This window comes from Winogradskyella arenosi (genome assembly GCF_003337305.1).
Classification (GTDB): Bacteria; Bacteroidota; Bacteroidia; order Flavobacteriales; family Flavobacteriaceae; genus Winogradskyella; species Winogradskyella arenosi.
Genome location: NZ_QPJO01000005.1, coordinates 61,688 through 79,684 on the forward strand (window position 1 = coordinate 61,688; position 17,997 = coordinate 79,684).

Annotated in this window: 17 protein-coding genes; 14 read left to right on the forward strand and 3 right to left on the reverse strand. The window is 35.8% G+C overall.

Features of this window, described 5'->3' with window-relative positions; all coding sequences use genetic code 11:
- Positions 1 to 6 precede the first annotated feature (6 nt).
- Complete coding sequence (locus tag DFQ08_RS13520) at positions 7 to 2,247, forward strand: ATP-binding protein (RefSeq protein WP_245935441.1); 2,241 nt, start codon at positions 7 to 9, stop codon at positions 2,245 to 2,247.
- Here the strand turns inward: DFQ08_RS13520 and lpxK are convergent.
- A complete protein-coding gene (gene lpxK, locus DFQ08_RS13525; RefSeq protein WP_114310573.1) occupies positions 2,240 to 3,238 on the reverse strand; it encodes a tetraacyldisaccharide 4'-kinase in 999 nt (332 codons plus the stop codon). The two genes, DFQ08_RS13520 and lpxK, sit on opposite strands and share 8 nt — an antisense overlap.
- 126 nt (positions 3,239 to 3,364) lie before the next feature.
- Between lpxK and DFQ08_RS13530 the strand changes: the two genes are divergently transcribed.
- From DFQ08_RS13530 to msrA, 3 genes are all read left to right on the forward strand, one after another.
- A complete protein-coding gene (locus tag DFQ08_RS13530) occupies positions 3,365 to 4,459 on the forward strand; it encodes a Nif3-like dinuclear metal center hexameric protein (RefSeq protein ID WP_114310574.1) in 1,095 nt (364 codons plus the stop codon).
- A 2-nt stretch (positions 4,460 to 4,461) separates the two neighbouring features.
- Positions 4,462 to 5,247, forward strand: a complete 786-nt coding sequence (locus DFQ08_RS13535) for a zinc ribbon domain-containing protein (protein ID WP_114310575.1) — start codon at positions 4,462 to 4,464, stop codon at positions 5,245 to 5,247.
- 147 nt (positions 5,248 to 5,394) lie between these two features.
- The gene (msrA, locus tag DFQ08_RS13540; protein WP_114310576.1) at positions 5,395 to 6,057 is read left to right on the forward strand and encodes a peptide-methionine (S)-S-oxide reductase MsrA; all 663 of its coding nucleotides are present in this window, start codon (positions 5,395 to 5,397) and stop codon (positions 6,055 to 6,057) included.
- Positions 6,058 to 6,117: 60 nt separating this feature from the next.
- On the opposite strand, the gene DFQ08_RS13545 is transcribed toward msrA, so the two are convergent.
- Positions 6,118 to 6,915: a class I SAM-dependent methyltransferase gene (locus DFQ08_RS13545; protein ID WP_114310577.1), complete on the reverse strand. Its 798-nt coding sequence runs from the start codon at positions 6,913 to 6,915 to the stop codon at positions 6,118 to 6,120.
- Between the two features lie 42 nt (positions 6,916 to 6,957).
- Between DFQ08_RS13545 and DFQ08_RS13550 the strand changes: the two genes are divergently transcribed.
- The gene (locus DFQ08_RS13550; protein ID WP_114310794.1) at positions 6,958 to 7,650 is read left to right on the forward strand and encodes a hypothetical protein; all 693 of its coding nucleotides are present in this window, start codon (positions 6,958 to 6,960) and stop codon (positions 7,648 to 7,650) included.
- 109 nt (positions 7,651 to 7,759) lie between these two features.
- On the opposite strand, the gene DFQ08_RS13555 is transcribed toward DFQ08_RS13550, so the two are convergent.
- Entirely contained in the window at positions 7,760 to 9,163 is a 1,404-nt protein-coding gene (locus DFQ08_RS13555) for a sensor histidine kinase (protein ID WP_114310578.1), read from the reverse strand.
- Between the two features lie 152 nt (positions 9,164 to 9,315).
- Here DFQ08_RS13555 and kynU point away from each other — a divergent pair, with 152 nt between their 5' ends.
- From kynU to DFQ08_RS13600, 9 genes are all read left to right on the forward strand, one after another.
- Positions 9,316 to 10,581 carry a kynureninase gene (kynU, locus tag DFQ08_RS13560; RefSeq protein WP_114310579.1) on the forward strand — a complete coding sequence of 422 codons (1,266 nt, stop codon included), beginning with the start codon at positions 9,316 to 9,318 and terminating at the stop codon, positions 10,579 to 10,581.
- On the forward strand, positions 10,578 to 10,952 hold the full coding sequence (locus DFQ08_RS13565) for a hypothetical protein (RefSeq protein WP_114310580.1): 375 nt from the start codon (positions 10,578 to 10,580) through the stop codon (positions 10,950 to 10,952). Before kynU ends, DFQ08_RS13565 begins: the two co-directional genes overlap by 4 nt.
- A gap of 32 nt (positions 10,953 to 10,984) precedes the next feature.
- On the forward strand, positions 10,985 to 12,400 hold the full coding sequence (locus tag DFQ08_RS13570) for an FAD-dependent oxidoreductase (RefSeq protein ID WP_114310581.1): 1,416 nt from the start codon (positions 10,985 to 10,987) through the stop codon (positions 12,398 to 12,400).
- A 356-nt stretch (positions 12,401 to 12,756) separates the two neighbouring features.
- The gene (locus DFQ08_RS13575) at positions 12,757 to 13,191 is read left to right on the forward strand and encodes a RidA family protein (protein WP_114310582.1); all 435 of its coding nucleotides are present in this window, start codon (positions 12,757 to 12,759) and stop codon (positions 13,189 to 13,191) included.
- Complete coding sequence (locus DFQ08_RS13580) at positions 13,192 to 13,830, forward strand: hypothetical protein (RefSeq protein ID WP_114310583.1); 639 nt, start codon at positions 13,192 to 13,194, stop codon at positions 13,828 to 13,830.
- Between the two features lies 1 nt (position 13,831).
- Positions 13,832 to 15,274, forward strand: a complete 1,443-nt coding sequence (locus DFQ08_RS13585) for an aldehyde dehydrogenase (RefSeq protein WP_114310584.1) — start codon at positions 13,832 to 13,834, stop codon at positions 15,272 to 15,274.
- 82 nt (positions 15,275 to 15,356) lie between these two features.
- Positions 15,357 to 16,139: an SDR family oxidoreductase gene (locus tag DFQ08_RS13590; RefSeq protein WP_114310585.1), complete on the forward strand. Its 783-nt coding sequence runs from the start codon at positions 15,357 to 15,359 to the stop codon at positions 16,137 to 16,139.
- 94 nt (positions 16,140 to 16,233) lie between these two features.
- On the forward strand, positions 16,234 to 16,767 hold the full coding sequence (locus DFQ08_RS13595; RefSeq protein WP_114310586.1) for a 3-hydroxyanthranilate 3,4-dioxygenase: 534 nt from the start codon (positions 16,234 to 16,236) through the stop codon (positions 16,765 to 16,767).
- Positions 16,768 to 16,860: 93 nt separating this feature from the next.
- Positions 16,861 to 17,949 (forward strand): amidohydrolase family protein, encoded by a 1,089-nt coding sequence (locus DFQ08_RS13600; protein ID WP_114310587.1) that lies wholly within the window; start codon positions 16,861 to 16,863, stop codon positions 17,947 to 17,949.
- Positions 17,950 to 17,997: the final 48 nt, after the last annotated feature.

The window sequence follows — 17,997 nt, forward strand, 5'->3', positions numbered from 1 at the left end:
CGCTGAATGTCACCGATTAAACACATCATATTTGTAATTTTAGCCTGCTTTTGCAGTCTTTTGTTTGCACAACAAATAGGAGCTGATGATGACGGTATGCTCTCCATAAGACTTCTAGAACACCTCAATCAGGCCAAATTAGACAGTAATCGTGGTAAATATTATAACGCTTTAGATAATCTAGATAAAGCTTTAAATGCCTCAATTAAAATAGGCGATCAATCCCAACAAGGAAAAATTTATTTGAAAATTGCCAAAGTGCAATTCTTAGTCGGTGAGAAGGACAAAGCTAATCTTTCCATTAGCAAAGCCATGAAAATCCAACGTGAAATTGGTGATTATGGTAATTTAGCCGCCGCATATAATATTAAAGGGGTAATGTATAGTACCCAAGAAGAATATGAGGAAGCTTTAGATTATTTTAATTCAGCAAAAACCTTATTTGAACAAGAAGGCATCGAAGAATACACGTCTGATGTTACCCTTAATGAAGCCAAGGTTTATATTGCCTTAAAACGCTACGCAGAGGCTAAAGCCGATTTAGAAAAGACCATTATCATTGCTAAAAAATACAACCAACAACGCCGTCTTAGTGGCGCGCTTATCTACAGCGGAAAAGTATTTTGTGCCATGGGCAACCTTAGAATGGCTGAGATGCAAACCGAGGAAGGTCTTGCCATTGCTCAGGAACTCAATAATTTTAGTGATGAAAATGAAGCCTACTTAACCCTTAGTGATATTCATGAAAAAAATGGGGACTATAAAAATTCGCATTTCTATATCAAGAAACACATCCACTTATCAGATTCGCTTTTAAATGTAAAGCGTCAGAATATTGCGACTGGCATTTCTAACGAATCAATTACCGATTATAAAGACGCCCAAAACGAACAACTTAAGGCCCAAATAGACGAGGTAAATGCAGAAAGTGCGTTTAGTAGAATTACAACTATATTGAGTATCGCCTTAATTACCATTTTATCATTATTAACCTTATCCTTATATAAGAATAATAATATTAGGCTCAATACGAATACCATGCTTCATAAGAAGAATGACGAATTAATATTAGCAAAAGAAAAAGCAGAATTAGCGTCTAAAACAAAGGCCAACTTCCTATCTACCGTAACCCACGAGTTAAGAACACCACTATACGCTGTAACAGGTTTAACCAATATGCTTTTAGATGAAGACCCTAAACCGCATCAAATTCAGCATTTAAAATCTTTAAAATTTTCAGGAGATTACCTCTTAACCTTTATCAATGATATTCTTCAAATTAATAAAATTGAGGCGAATAAAGTAGAAGTAGATCCGGAACACTTTAATTTAAAACTGAAATTAGAAAATGTCATCTCTGCCTTAAGCAATTCAGCAAAAGATCAAGATACAACCATACATTTCGACTACGCTAAAGACCTCCCAGAAAATTTTATTGGAGATCAACTCAAGATTTCGCAAATCTTAATTAACCTTCTTGGTAATGCAATTAAGTTTACACAAGACGGTGATATTTGGGTAAGAACCTCTAAAATAGATCAAAACGACGATACATATAGACTTCGTTTTGAAATTGAAGATAACGGAATTGGGATTACCAAAGAGAAGCAAGAGCACATGTTTGAAAGCTTTTCACAAGGGTCGGTACAAATTAATAGAAAATATGGTGGTACAGGTTTAGGTTTATCTATTGTAAAAGGATTAATTCAAATTCTGAAAGGAAAAATTTACCTTAAGAGTGAATTAGGTAAAGGAACCACCTTCTTTTTTGAAATCCCATTAGAGCATGATAAAACGGCCGATAAGCCAGAAGTTATAGAAGTTAAAAAAGGGAATAAGATGGAGGATTTGGATTTAAGCAATGTTAAAATTCTTATCGTAGAAGACAACAAGATCAACCAAATGATCACGAAAAAGATTCTGAATAAGATGAACTTAAGTTGTGACGTTGTTGATAATGGTGAAGCTGCCGTAGAACAAGTTAAAATCGTTAAGTACGATGTAGTTCTTATGGACATTCATATGCCAGGGATTAGCGGACTAGAAGCCACTAAGATTATTAGATCTTTTGATAAGGAATTAACCATCTTTGCGCTAACCGCTGTTACTTTAGAGGATAAAATGCACGAGTTTGGAGAAGCTGGTTTTGATGATATTATTTCTAAACCATTTAAACAAGAAGACTTTGAAGATAAACTTCATGCAGCACTTACCGGACAAAAAATAGTATCTAGTTTCTTTAATTAACACTAGTCTTAACCACTGCATTAAACTCAGCGGCTTTGTCTAACTTAATTTCTATAGGCAGGTAAAAAAGCTTATTTTCTAGAGCAGTATAATCTTTTAATCGCACATAGTCTTTTTCAGTGGTTATAATTAACGACTTCCCTGCTAAATTAGAGATATCAGAAGCTTTAAAATTATAATGATCTGTAAATTCTAAGTGCTCAAATTCCAAACCTTTTTCCGTTAAAAATTGTACTAATGGATCGGCATTTGCAATCCCTGTGACTAGGGTAAATTTTAGCAGCGTCGCCAAGTCTAAAGTTCGCTTTTCTGAATAGACTTCTGTGGCATAATCTACATGACTAAAAAAGAGCGATTGCTCATCTTTTAATTTCAACTTTAAACGAATCTTTTCTTTTTCAGACGCCGAAATAGAAGGGTCACATTTGGTAACCACAACGACATCGGCACGTTTAGCCCCCGATTTAGGCTCTCTTAAATTTCCGGTAGGCAAAACAATATCCTTATAGTATAAATTGGAATAAGCCGTTAATAAAATTGTAAAAGAAGCTTGTACTTTTCGGTGTTGGTACGCATCATCCAATAAGATGACTTCCGGAGCCTCATCAAGACCTCTTAATTGGGCAATTCCATGTTGCCTATTGGCATCTACCGCCACTTTAATAGCTTTAAATTTTCTATAAAACTGAAAGGGCTCATCTCCAATAGTATCTGCATTAGCATGGCTATCGGCCAAAACAAAACCTTCTGTTTTTCGCTTATAGCCACGACTTAGGGTGGCTATAGATTTTTCATCTTTAAGCAACCGTATAAGATATTCTATCATTGGGGTTTTCCCCGTTCCTCCAGTACTTAAGTTTCCCACACATAGCAACGGAAAATCATAAGTCTTAGACGTTTTAATCCCCACATCATACAACCAATTTCGCATCCATGTTATGGCATAATAAATCGGAACAATAGGAAATAATATATAACGAATAATTTTCATAGCGCTGTAATCACGGGTTTTATGCTGAAAGAAGAACCATAACCAATAGCCTTGGCTAAACTGATATTTGAATATTGATATTTCACAACAGCTAAATTATAGTATTTTTGAAACAAATATACACTTATGATTATACAAGACGTCATTAATCACTTGCACAACTTAGCCCCATTAGCTTATGCTGAGGATTTTGATAACGTAGGACTCTTAGTGGGGAATAAAAATGAGAAGGTCACGGGAGTTTTAGTGACTTTAGACACCTTAGAAGCCGTCGTTGATGAAGCCATTGAAAATCAATGCAATCTTATCGTAAGCTTCCACCCTATTATTTTTAAAGGTTTAAAAAAACTTACGGGAAAAACCTACGTAGAACGCGTTGTCATAAAAGCTATACAGCATAACATTGCCATTTTCTCTATACATACCGCATTAGACAATGCTTTTCAGGGCGTTAACGACATTATCTGTAACCAATTAGGGTTGATAAATAAAAAGGTTTTAATCCCCCAAAGCGGCACTATTAAAAAATTACAGACCTACGTACCCAAAGCAGATGCAGAAGCCCTAAGAACGGCTTTATTTAAAACGGGTGCAGGAAGTCTAGGGCATTATGAATCGTGTAGTTTTAATATGGAAGGCCAAGGCACGTTTTTAGCCAATGATGATGCGAATCCTGTAATTGGCAAAAAAGGCAAATTACATACCGAATCTGAAACCGCAATTTCCATAACTTTCAAAAAACATCTTGAAAGTACCGTTTTACGCACACTTTTTGATGCACATCCTTATGAGGAAGTAGCTTACGAAATTACAACCTTAGAAAATTCAAATCAACATATTGGTATTGGAATGGTTGGAGAGCTTGAACATGAAATGCCTGCTGAAGCCTGTTTAAAGTTTATTAAAGCACAAATGCAAACCGACTGCATAAGACATACAAACCCTTTAGATCGTCCCATAAAACGCATAGCGGTACTTGGGGGCTCTGGTAGTTTTGCTATCTCTGCGGCAATGGCTGCTAAGGCCGATCTATTTATTACTGCAGATTTAAAATATCATGATTTTTTTAGGGCCGAAAACAAGATTATTTTAGCCGATATTGGTCATTATGAAAGTGAACAGTTCACAAAATCATTTTTAGTAGACTATCTATCAAAAAAAATCACTAATTTTGCAATCATTTTATCAAAGACAAATACAAATCCGATAAAGTATTTATAATTATGGCAAAAAAAGCTGAAGTTTCTGTTGAAGAGCGATTGAGAGCACTATATGATTTACAATTAATTGACTCTAGAGTAGATGAAATAAGAAATGTCAGAGGTGAGCTTCCTTTAGAAGTTAGAGATTTAGAAGACGAAGTTGAAGGACTTAACTTAAGATTGGAAAAGCTAAATGATAGCTTAACGATTATCGACGAAGACATCAAAGGAAAGAAAAACTTAATTGAAGAAGCTAAAACTTTAATTAAGAAATACAGTGAGCAACAAAAGAATGTTAGAAATAACAGAGAATATAACTCATTGACTAAAGAAGTTGAATTTCAAGAATTAGAGATTCAATTGGCTGAAAAGCACATTAAAGAATTTAAAGTTCAGATAGAACAGAAAAAAGAAGTTATTTCTGCCACTAAAGACCGTTTAAAAGATCGTATGGCTCACCTAAAGCACAAAAAAGGCGAGCTTAATGAAATTTTAAAAGAAACGGAAAAAGAAGAAGAGGCTTTAAAATTAAAGTCTGAAGATTATCAAAAGAAAATTGACGATCGTTTAGTAAAAGCTTACCAGAGAATTAGAAATAATGTTAAGAATGGTTTAGCGGTTGTAGCGATAGAACGTGGTGCTTCTGGTGGATCTTTCTTTACCATCCCTCCACAAGTGCAAGTAGAAATTGCATCTCGTAAAAAAGTTATTACTGATGAGCACAGTGGTCGTATCTTAGTCGATGCTGAATTAGCAGAAGAAGAAAAAGTAAAAATGAACAAATTATTCGCTAAACTTAGCAAGTAATTTTTCAATTTCATATTATAAAAAAGCCTTTGCCAACGCAAAGGCTTTTTTTATGCCTTGTGGTTACCTAAAGGTCTTAACGTAATTTTATAAATATCTATATTAAGGTTTTGTAATTTCACACGACTAAGCCTTAAAATTTAAAAGATGATCAAATTTCTCTCTATTCTAACCATCAGCTTACTTTTTAGCTGTCATAACCAAGCCCAAGTGAACCCAAAACAACAAGCCGTGATTAATGCAAATCCTGTTGAAGTTCCCCTCCAAGATGGAAAGGCAAGAGCCTATTTTGCGAGTGGTTGTTTTTGGTGTGTTGAAGCGGTCTATGAAAGTGTAAAAGGTGTTGATGAATCTATTTCTGGCTATGCTGGAGGTTTTACAGAAAACCCAACTTACGCCGCTAGTAACACTGGAAAAACAGGACACGCTGAGACTGTAGAGATTATCTACGATCCAGAACTTGTTAGTTTTTCAGAGCTTGTTGATGTGTATTTTGGCTCTCAAAATCCAACGCAAGTTAATGGCCAAGGACCAGATCATGGATCGCAATACCGCTCTATAATATTTTATCAAAATGAAGCCCAAAAACAAATTATTGAGCAAAAGAAAGCAAGCTTAGCAAAGAAGCTTGATGCTCCTATTGCTGCCGAAGTTTATCCTTTCCAGAAATTCTGGCTGGCCGAAGATTATCATCAAAACTATGAGCGTCTTCATCCAGAGAATCCTTACATACAAAAGGTATCGATTCCGAGGCTACAGAAATTTAAATCTAAATTTCCAGCATTGCTAAAAGATAAGACGCAACATTAACCTAAAAGCCTACAACGTTTCAAACTCTTGTAGGCTTTTTTTCTTCAACTTAGGGTCGCTTTATTTACGAGCCTTAATTTCAAAAATAAACGGAAATAAAGGTGATTTCGCTTTATACATCCCCGAAGCACTCGGTACTAAATCTGGAAAAATATCATAAGGCGTTTCATCATATTCCTTAAAACTTTCAATTTTTAATCCTGCTTCAATTAAGGCGTTCACTACAGAACTTAAACTGTGGTTCCAACCGTATTCTTTACTTATCATTTCCGAAGTTTTATCAGCGTACGTCCCTTTATATTCTTCGTAAATAACCTGCTCTTGACTATAAGGATAGTTCATTTCCATACGGCCATTGACCTCCTCAAACATCCAAACTATAGGGTGGAATTCTACCATGTAAAAGATACCACCTGGTTTTAAACGTTCTGAAATCATCTTAGCCCAAGGTTTTAAATCGGGCAGCCAACCAATAACGCCATAACTTGTAAATACCACATCAAAGGTCTCGGAAATATGTGCTGAGGTGTCTAAAACATTACAACATACAAATTGAGCATCTTGCTGAAGTCCGGCATTCAAGCTTTTAGCCAATTCAATACCGGTTTCACTGAGATCCACTCCAACACATTTTGCGCCCATCCGACTCCAACTTAAAGTATCTTGACCAAAATGGCATTGTAAATGCAATAAGGACTTTCCTTTTACATCGCCTAAAGCCTTGAGTTCATAAGGTTTTAAAGAAGTTTCCCCGTCTTTAAAGGCTTCAACATTATAAAAATCACTTTTCGCATGGATGTTCACCTTTTTATTCCAAGTGGCTTTATTAACTTCAAAATAATTAGTCCAATCACTCATGGTTATTTAATTTTATATCACAATCAAAAAAACAACGTTTTAATGAAGTCATTTTATATCAGTATGGTTTGTTTATGCTTTTTGTGGAGCTGCAAGTCTGATAAAAAACAAACCGCAGAACCTGTACAAGTTAAGCAAGAATTAACAACGGCACAAAAAATTGCTCATGCTCATGGTTTTGAACATTGGCCAAAGGTCTCTAAAGTTCAATTTACCTTTCAGGTTGACAAGGATACCGTAAAAGGTAAAGGCCGCGCTTGGACATGGTACCCTAAGGAAAACCGTGTTATTTTAAAAACAGCGCAAGACACTGTTGATTATGTCCGTAAGGAGGTCGATAGTACCTATAGAGCAGCGGACCAAGCTTTTATTAACGACAAGTTTTGGTTATTAATACCATTTCAATTGGTGTGGGATACAACCGCTGAGCTCTCAGAAGTAAAAACAGCCACTGCACCGATAAGTAAAACGCAATTAAACAAGATAACACTAACCTATCCTGAAGTGGGCGGATATACCCCTGGAGATGCCTATGACATCTATTATAACGATGACTACATCATTAAAGAATGGACTTTTAGAAAAGGAAATAGCAAGGAACCGACCTTATCAACCACCTTTGAAACATTACAAGATTATGAGGGCATTAAAATTGCTAAAAATCACAAGCAAGAAGGCGGCTTATGGAATCTTAATTTTACAGATGTCAGTATAACTTTGGACAACAAGAATTAACCGCTTACTTTTGCGGCCTATAATGTAAGTTTCACGCTATAGTAATAACTAAAAGCGTATAGCTTACATTTTCCGCCAAATGGCGTCTATATATAAAAAGCACTTCATTCTATTCAGATTGAGGTGCTTTCTCTTTTAAATTCATATCAATTTCAAACAAAAAAGAGGTACCTTCTCCGTAATGACTTTCTAATTCTAATTGCCCACCTAACATTTCAATAAAAGCTTTAGAAATGGATAAGCCTATACCAGAACCATGGAGCGCATCTTTGTTTAAAACATCAACCTGATAAAAGGTATTAAAAATGGATTCTAATTTATCTTTAGGAACACCAATTCCGGTATCATTAAGTATAAAATTTAATTGAGAGGTTTCGATGTTCACATTGCAATTAAGAATAATATGGCCGCCTTCTTCGGTATATTTTATCGCATTTTCCATTAAATGTTTTAAAACGTCCGTAAACTTACCTTGGTCAGAATTAATCATCTGATCCTTATTAGCGATAAAATTATTTAAGGTTAACTTAATCTGTTTGGCTTTAGCTTCTGCCAAAAACGAGGTAAAAATAGAATCGATAACCGCATTAACATTAAAATTTGTAATGCTCAAGGTCATTAGGCCAGTTTCTATTTTAGAGATATTCAAAATATCCGTCATTACATCTAGGAGCTCTTGTCCATTACCTTCAATGATACTTACGTATTCTTTAAACTCTTCATCATCGGTATTGTAAGATTTTAAAAGGTCCGCACAGCCAAGAATACCATACATGGGTGTTCTAATTTCATGACTCATATTAGCCAAAAAGGCCGTTTTTAATTGATCGGACTGCTCTGCCTTTTCTTTAGCTTTAATAACATTTTCATGTTTTATAACTAAAGCCTCCTGTAAAGAATTCTCTTTTAAAAGGGCATTATGCAAATGCTGTACTAAAAATGAAACTGAAAAAACCGCCATAAGGATGAACAGAATATTATTGATAAATACAATACTAATGACCTGTATTTGTTCATCTTGAAACACTTTAAAGTTAAAGATTTTAAAATAGACGCTCAGCGCGATAAGGAAATAAACAAATGCTGCGGCTAAGGCCGTATTTACTCCAGATTTTCGACCACTAAAAAGTGTTACCAATACACACAACATAAAGAGTATCAAACCGCTACTACTTTTAAGCCCAATATAAAGCACCAGAGCAAAGGACAATACAAACAAATTAGCCGCAAAGACTACTTTTTTTGTATTCAAACTCATTTTATTATTAAAAAATAAAAACGCAATTAATGAAATCGCAATGGTATCGACATAAAAGACAAAAGGCTTGTCTAAAATTAAGGCCGTAATAGCGCTAGGTATATAAGAAATAACCCCTAGCGGAAGAATTAATATTAATATTGATACAAATAATTTATTTCTAAAATAAGCCAACTCATCCTGCCCATCTTCTTTTGAGAAACGACTATATTTAATATACCATTGGTGATATGCAGACCAAAGCCTCTTTAGCATAAGAAATTAATTGTAGTTACTAAACTAAACAGAAAAACTGTTTTAAACTATTTATTTTTGAGATATTCTTAAGAATTTTTAGCAAATTGTCAATTTCATAAAATATCATTTAATTATCTTATTTTTGTTAACAACCGAAAAACCCACAAACTTTGTCCGATTATAAATTAGGTCTTGACTATGCAAAAGCACAAGACAACTTAGATGAATTATCTGCATATAAACAACAATTCCACATTCCTAAAGACGCCAATGGCAAGGCGCTTATTTACCTCTGCGGAAATTCTTTAGGCTTACAACCAAAATCAACGAAAGCCTACATCAATCAAGAATTAGAAGATTGGGCAAATCTTGGTGTTGAAGGCCATACGGATGCTAAAAACCCATGGTTACCTTATCATGAATTTTTAACCGAAGCTACCGCTAAATTAGTCGGAGCTAAACCTATTGAGGTCGTTACCATGAACTCCTTAACGGCCAACTTGCATTTTATGATGGCGTCGTTTTATAAACCAACTAAAGAACGCTATAAAATCCTTATTGAAAGTGATGCCTTTCCGTCAGATAAGTATGCGGTTGAATCGCAATTAAGACATCATGGTTTCAATGATAAAGACGGTTTAATTTTATGGTCACCTAGAGAAGGTGAAGAATTATTACGTAATGAAGATTTAGAAGCCATTCTCAAAGAACATGGTTCTGAAATTGCCCTCATTATGGTGGGTGGCGTTAATTATTATACCGGTCAATTTTTAGACTTTAAACGCATTACAATGCTAGGACATCAACATGGATGTAAAGTAGGCTTTGATTGTGCTCATGGCGCAGGAAATGTCGATTTAGATCTGCATAACTCAGGAGCCGATTTCGCCGTATGGTGTACCTATAAATACATGAATTCAGGACCTGGAAGTTTATCGGGTTGCTTTGTTCATGAGCGCCATGCCTATAACAAAGACCTCAACCGATTTACAGGTTGGTGGAGCCATAATAAAGACACGCGTTTTAACATGCGACACGAATTTGATGTCTTACCGGGAGCCGAAGGTTGGCAGTTAAGCAATCCGCCAATTTTGTCCATGGCAGCCATTAGAGCGTCTTTAGATATTTTTAATGAAGTTGGCCTTGAAAAACTGATTAAAAAGTCGAAAAAACTTACGGGTTATTTTGAGTTTCTACTGAAAGACTTAGGTGAAGATACCATCAGAATTATCACCCCAGAAAACCCTGAGGAACGTGGATGTCAACTCTCTATTCAGGTTTTAAACGCCGATAAAGCTTTACACGATAAATTAACCGAAGCCGGTGTTATTAGCGATTGGCGAGAACCCGACGTGATCCGTTGCGCACCAACACCGTTGTATAATTCTTATGAAGATGTGTATAATATGGTTGAGCAATTAAAAGCCTTATTATGAAAACAGTTTGGTCTATTATTAAAAATGAAAACAGGCTGCTATCCCTTAAAAAGAAATCAGAAATCAGTTTTTTTGAATATCATATCTTAGGCCTGTTATCTTTTTTTACGAGTAAAGGGCATGACTATTTTATAATAACAGACCGACGGATTGTCTATCTAATAAAAGATAAACTCATAAAACATGGAGAATATCAAAGTTTTGAAAGTATTCAATTTAATTCTAATAACAACAACTTAAGTTTTAAGAATCTTAAAGGACAAACAGAAATCATTAATCTAAATAAGTTTAGACCGTCTTATGAGGAGATTCAGATCATAAAGCAAAAATTACATCCGTCAACTACGGCATCAAAAACACTTAAATCCTAATCGATAAGATCTAACCCCATTTTAATTTTACCATGGCAAACAATAACAAACTTAATAACCAACAGAACATCCTTATTATTGGTGCCGGGCTTTGCGGAAGCTTATTGGCTCTTAGATTAGGACAAAGAGGATTCCATGTTACCGTTTATGAGATGCGTCCGGATCTAAGAAAAACCGATATTTCTGCGGGGCGCTCTATTAATTTAGCCTTTTCCAATCGCGGCAATAAAGCCATGAAACTTGTAGGGTTAGAAGACAAAGTAAAGGAATTATGCATCCCTATGAATGGACGCATGATTCACGATAAAGAAGGCAACACCTTTATGTCTAATTACAGCGGAAGAGATTACGAATACATCAATTCCATTTCTAGAGGAGAGCTGAATAGTTTACTCTTAACCGAAGCCGAAAAACATGAAAACGTTACGATACATTTCAATAAAAAATGTAAGTCTGTAGATTTTGAAAACACCACCGCTTTATTTCAAGATTACAACACTAAAGACGAATTTGTAGAAGATGCCGATTGTATTATCGCCACAGATGGTGCTGGTTCAGCCCTCAGAAAAAGTTATTATTTAGGAAAGAAGTTCTTGTTCAGTTTCTCTCAAGAGTATTTAAATCATGGCTATAAAGAACTAAGCATTTTACCTACAGAAACTGGCAATTACAAAACCTATAAAAATGCCTTACACATCTGGCCAAGAAGCAGTTTTATGCTTATTGCTTTACCAAATTTAGATGGCAGTTTTACCGTCACCCTATTTTTAAGTTATGCGGAAGGCGAGTACAATTTTAATAATCTAACCACACCAGAATTGGTAATAGAATTCTTCCAGAAAGAATTTCCTGATGCCTTAGCCATTATGCCGAATTTGGTTGATGATTTTTTCGAAAATCCTACAGCTGCTTTAGGCACCGTAAAATGTTCCCCTTGGCATTACAAAGGCAATACCTTACTAATGGGTGATTCTGCCCATGCTATTGTCCCTTTTTACGGACAAGGGATGAACGCCTCTTTTGAAGATGTTGTTGAATTTGATAAGGTGCTCGACCAAAATCTTGACAGTTGGGAAGCCATTTTTGAAACCTACGAGAAAAACAGAAAGAAAGATACCGATGCTATTGCCGATTTAGCCATCGATAATTTCCACGAAATGAAAGGTCATGTAGCCAATCCTATTTTTCAAGAAAAACGAAAAATTGAAATGGCCTTAGAAAAAGAATTTCAAAATAAGTATTCCTCAAAATATAGTTTGGTTACCTTTAATGAAAACATCGGGTATAGACAAGCTATGTTACAAGGAAGAGCACAAGACAAGGCGATTTTAAATATGTTAACCGATAAAGTGATTTCATCAGAAGACAATTTAAAAGATATTTTAGACAAAGTAAATGCCGAAACTGAAGCTATTTTAGAAGACGATAGGATTGCGGGATTGTATTGAGCAATGAGCAATGAGCAATGAGCAATGAGCAATGAGCAATGAGCAATGAGCAATGAGCAATGAGCAATGAGCAAAAATTAAAATCTGAACCAGAAAGAAAACAAAAATCAGCAAAAATTAATATCCCAAATCAATTCAGAGAATTGAACATCAAAATTCTGAAATAATGAGGGAAGGAATGAAGATGCAAAGCGAAGCTTCAAGCACGAAATTCCGAGAGCGAGTGTTCCGAAGGAATTTCCTATATTTTGATTGTGATTTTTGGTTCGTTTATTCGCAGATGCTTATTTTATGGAGCTTATGATGTGCTTCGCAATTTGCATCAAGGCAAATGAACAGAATAAAAAAAATAAAACATGAGTAAAACAAATGATAAGATTCCTGTTTCTAAAGGAACAGGAGTAACACCAAGAGGCGCCTACCCACACGTCAAACAAGTAGGCGATTTTATATTCGTTTCAGGCACGAGCTCTAGACGTGCAGACAACACGATAGCAGGTGTAGACATCATTGACGAGATGGGAACAAAACGCCTAAACGCCTACACACAAACCCAAGAAGTTTTAAAAAACATAGAAAAAAACTTAGCAAAAGTTGGCGCTAGTTTAAAAGATGTGGTGGATGTCACCTCATTTTTGGTCAACATGAATGACTTTGCAGATTACAACAGAGCCTACGCAGAATTCTTCGAAAAAGAAACCGGACCAACCCGAACAACCGTTGCGGTACATCAGTTACCACATCCAGATTTGGTGGTTGAGATAAAGGTTATGGCTTTTAAGAAACCTTAAATGCAGCCATTTATAACTATCATATCGTTATTAACTACGCTTTTTTCTTATGCGGATGCAGGAAACATTTATCGTTTTAATCTAGAATTAGAATTGAAAAATGGAGTGATACTAAATAGTTATTACTATCACTATTCTTATGACAAATACGATGAAAATACTGATTATGGTGAAAGATTAGAAAACCTACTCAACAAAGATAATATCACAATTTACACTCTTATTCAAACAGAGAATCTCGGTGAATTACAACTAGATTTCACTTCAAGCAATTATAAAATAGAAATAGATTTAAATAGTTTAAAAAAAATAAGAATTATTAATTATTCAGAGCTTGAAGTTTTCTATCCACTTGTTGAACTTTCTCAGAAGGAATTCTTATTAATTGGAAGTAATAATCCGAAAATTGAATTTATATATAACCAAAAAATATCTGAAAATTGCAACTATGTTTTGTTATGTTGGAACTCAAAAACTGATTTATCTAAACACAAAAAAGAGATTTCAGATGAATTAATTTTATTTAGTAAAAACCTTTCTTCAACCCAAAATCAATTGCATAAATATTTATCGCTCAAAAAAGAAGAACTTCTTACCAAATATTCAATATTAATAATAAATCATTGTAGCGCATTATAAAATGGAAAACATCAAAAACTACATAAATGGTAATTTCCAAAATCCAATTCAAGACCACTGGATAGACAACTACAATCCTTCTGATGGAGACGTTTACGGACAAATTCCTAATTCAACAAAAGACGATGTTGAAGCGGCTTACAAAAGTGCCAAATCTGCATTTGTAAGCTGGTCACAAAGTACTTTAGAAGAGCGTAGTAGAATCCTCATTAGAATTTCAGAATTATTAGAAGCGAATTTAGACCGTTTTGCCGAAGCGGAAAGTAAGGATAATGGCAAACCTATTTCATTAGCAAAAGCCGTAGATATTCCAAGAGCAGCAAGTAACTTTAGATTTTTTGGGAATGCCATAACGCAATTCGCCAGTGAAAGCCATGAGTCTGTGGGTCAAAACGCGATTAATTATACCTTGCGACAACCTATTGGTATAGTCGGCTGTATTTCACCTTGGAACCTTCCCCTCTATTTATTCACTTGGAAAATCGCACCAGCATTGGCAGCCGGAAATTGTGTGGTTGCCAAACCGAGTGAAGTCACGCCAATGACGGCGTATCTATTAGGGGAAATTTGTAACGAAGCGGGTTTACCAAAAGGCGTCTTAAATATCGTTCACGGATTAGGCACCAGCACAGGACAAGCCATCATTGAACACCCAGACATAAAAGCGATTTCCTTTACAGGAGGCACAGCAACAGGAGCCCACATTGCTAAAGTCGCCGCACCAATGTTCAAAAAGCTATCTTTAGAATTAGGCGGAAAAAATCCGAATATCATTTTTGCAGACTGTGATTACGAGGATATGTTGAACACTACAGTACGTTCGTCTTTTGCTAATCAAGGGCAAATTTGTTTGTGTGGTAGTCGCATTTTTGTAGAAGCTTCTATATATGAAAAATTCAAGACTGATTTTGTTGAAAAAGTAAAGCAACTTAAAGTCGGACATCCATCAAACCAAGATACCAATATAGGAGCTTTAGTGTCCAAACCTCATCTTGAAAAAGTAAAAGAATACATCAACATTGCAAAAACAGAAAATGGAACTATACTATGTGGAGGCAATGAGGTCACCGTTAAAGGTTTTGAAAACGGTTATTATTTAGAACCAACCGTTATCGAAGTACCCAATGACGACTGCCGTGTAAACCAAGAAGAGATTTTTGGACCTGTAGTAACCCTAATGCCTTTCAACTCAGAAGACGAGGTTTTAGAAATGGCCAACAAAGTTAAATACGGACTTTCAGCAACCTTATGGACCAATAATCTAAACCGTACCATGACATTAAGTAACCAACTTCAAGCAGGTATTGTTTGGATAAATACGTGGATGATGCGCGACTTAAGAACACCTTTTGGAGGTATAAAAGCATCAGGTGTAGGAAGAGAAGGTGGTTTTGAAGCCTTGCGCTTTTTTACGGAAGCTAAGAACGTTTGTATAAAGTATTAAAAAAAGAACCAAGATGATAGAGCCAAGAACCAAGATGTTAACCGTCTTGAATCTTGACTCTTGATTCTTACATCAAAATATTATGAATCTACAACTAAACAACAAATACGCACTAGTATGCGGAAGCACCGCAGGAATAGGAAAAGCAACAGCCATGGCCTTAGCCGCCGAAGGTGTTCAAGTCACCCTTGTTGCTAGAAACGAAGACAAATTAAAAGCGGTACTTTCAGAATTACCTCAATCTCAATCACACGATTATATTGTGGCTGATTTTTCAAACCCTGAAGACTTAAAAACGAAAGTTTCAGAATATGTATCCAATCATCACGGCTTTCATATTTTGGTGAATAACACAGGTGGACCTGCCGGTGGACCTATTTTTTCGGCTGAAGTCGAGGAATTTGAATCGGCTTTTACGCAACATTTAAAATGTAACCATGTGTTAGCGCAAACCCTTGTTCCTTTTATGAAACAAGAAAATTATGGCAGAATTATCAATGTCATTTCCACCTCCGTTAAACAACCTTTAGACGGTTTAGGTGTAAGCAATACCATTAGAGGAGCGGTAGCCAGTTGGAGTAAAACATTAGCCAATGAATTAGGGCAATTTGGTATTACGGTTAACAATGTGTTACCGGGTGCTACAGGCACGGACCGATTAGCGGAAATCATTAAAAACAAAGCTCACAAAACGGGGAAAACAGAAGAAGAATCGGCCCAAGCTATGAAAAGCACCGTCCCTGCAAAACGATTTGCGAAACCTGAAGAACTTGCCGATGCTATTACCTTTTTAGCCAGCGAACGTGCCGCGTATATCAATGGAATTAACCTTCCGGTTGATGGTGGAAGAACAAAATCTTTGTAACTTTATACCGCTTGGACATTTAAATAAACTGTAAACTAAACAAGCTTAAACCCTTTAATACATTTCCTTTCAACAGGAATAAAACCATAAAACCATGAGTAAAATATATCCTCCTATTAATTTCAAAGCATGGATTGAAGAAAACCGTCATTTGTTAAAACCACCTGTGGGGAATAAAGTGGTTTGGAAGGATGGTGATTTTATAGTTATGGTAGTTGGTGGCCCTAATAATAGAAAAGACTACCATTATAATGAGACGCCTGAATTTTTTCATCAAATTGAAGGCGATATTGTCTTAAAAATTATTGAAGACGGCCTCCCTAAAGATATTCATATTAAAGAAGGAGAAATTTTTCTCTTACCACCCAAAGTTCCACATTCGCCACAACGTGGGGCTAATACGGTAGGACTTGTTATTGAATACCCTAGAGAAGAAGGTGTAAAAGATGCCTTATTATGGTTTTGCGAAAACTGTACCACCAAGCTTTATGAAGAAGATTTTACGGTTAAAAATATAGAAACCGACATGCCTATCATTTTTGATCATTATTACAATGACAAATCAAAACGAAGCTGCCCTAATTGCGGCGAAGTCATGGAGCCACCAAAAAAGGTAACTCTAGAATAACACTTAGATTTTATTCCTTAACACCTAAGGCTTACCTTTAAAGAGCAATCAACCCTATTAAACGAGACACGCAATTTCAGCCTAGTATAACTTATGAAAGAAAGACGAAAACTTAGAATAAACGGTCACTCCCACCTTCTTCCCTATCCTGAGGAAATCCCTCAGTTTATGAAAGAGAAAGAAATCTTTTGGGTCGATAAAGATCGTAAGTTTATGCTTCAGAAAGATTGGAACCGCCCAATTACCGATTCTAGTTTCTTTTTAAATGAGAAATTAGCTTGGATGGAACGTTTTAACATAGATCATGCCGTGGTTTTAAACCTCTCACAGCTTTACGGCAACGGTCTTCGTGTAGAAGAAATGAAGCAGGCCCTACGTTTTCAAAATGATTTTAATGCGAAAATTCAACGTGAGAACCCGAGTAAATTCACCTGTGGATTTGTGGTACATCCCGGCTTTGTACGAGGTGCTTGTTGGGAAATTGAACGTTGCGTAGAAGAACACGGTATGCAATTGCTTTGTTTGCCTACCCATTATATGGATACCATAGGTACTTGGCGCTGTATTTTCGATGAGGAAAATGAACCTATTTTTGAATTGGCCAATAAGTATAATCTCGCTGTTGAAATTCATCCTTATGACGGAGAAAAATTTATTAAGCTTGAAAATACCTCATGGCGATTCCACCTTATATGGATGTTAGCCCAATGTGCTGATGCTTATCATTTCTTAACCTTAAACGGCTATCAAGACAAATACCCTAATATGAGAACTTGTTTTGCGCATGGTGGACAATTAGCGCAAATTAACTTAGGGAGGCGTATTCAAGGATTTGACGGACGCCCAGATTTATTTGAAGGTAAAAGTCATCCTAGAAAAGCCGTAGGACACAAAAACATATTCTTTGACACTTTGGTTCACGATACCGGAGGCTTGGAGTTACTTTTGAAAAACCAAGGCTCTAAACAAGTTATTATGGGCTTAGATGACCCTTACCCACTAGGTGAAATGGAAAGTGAACAACAATCATCTTACCCTGGTAAAATTATCGATTTGGCTATGGAGCGCAATATTGTAACCGAAACTGAGCGTGATGCGATTTGGGAAGATAACGTGATTCAATGGCTTTGCGGTGATGATGAAGCTGCAAAAGAAAAGCTACTTTCTCGTATTATGTCCTAAAGTTATCTCAACCGTTTATTAACTTTGCGTTTTGGATTAATTAATCCA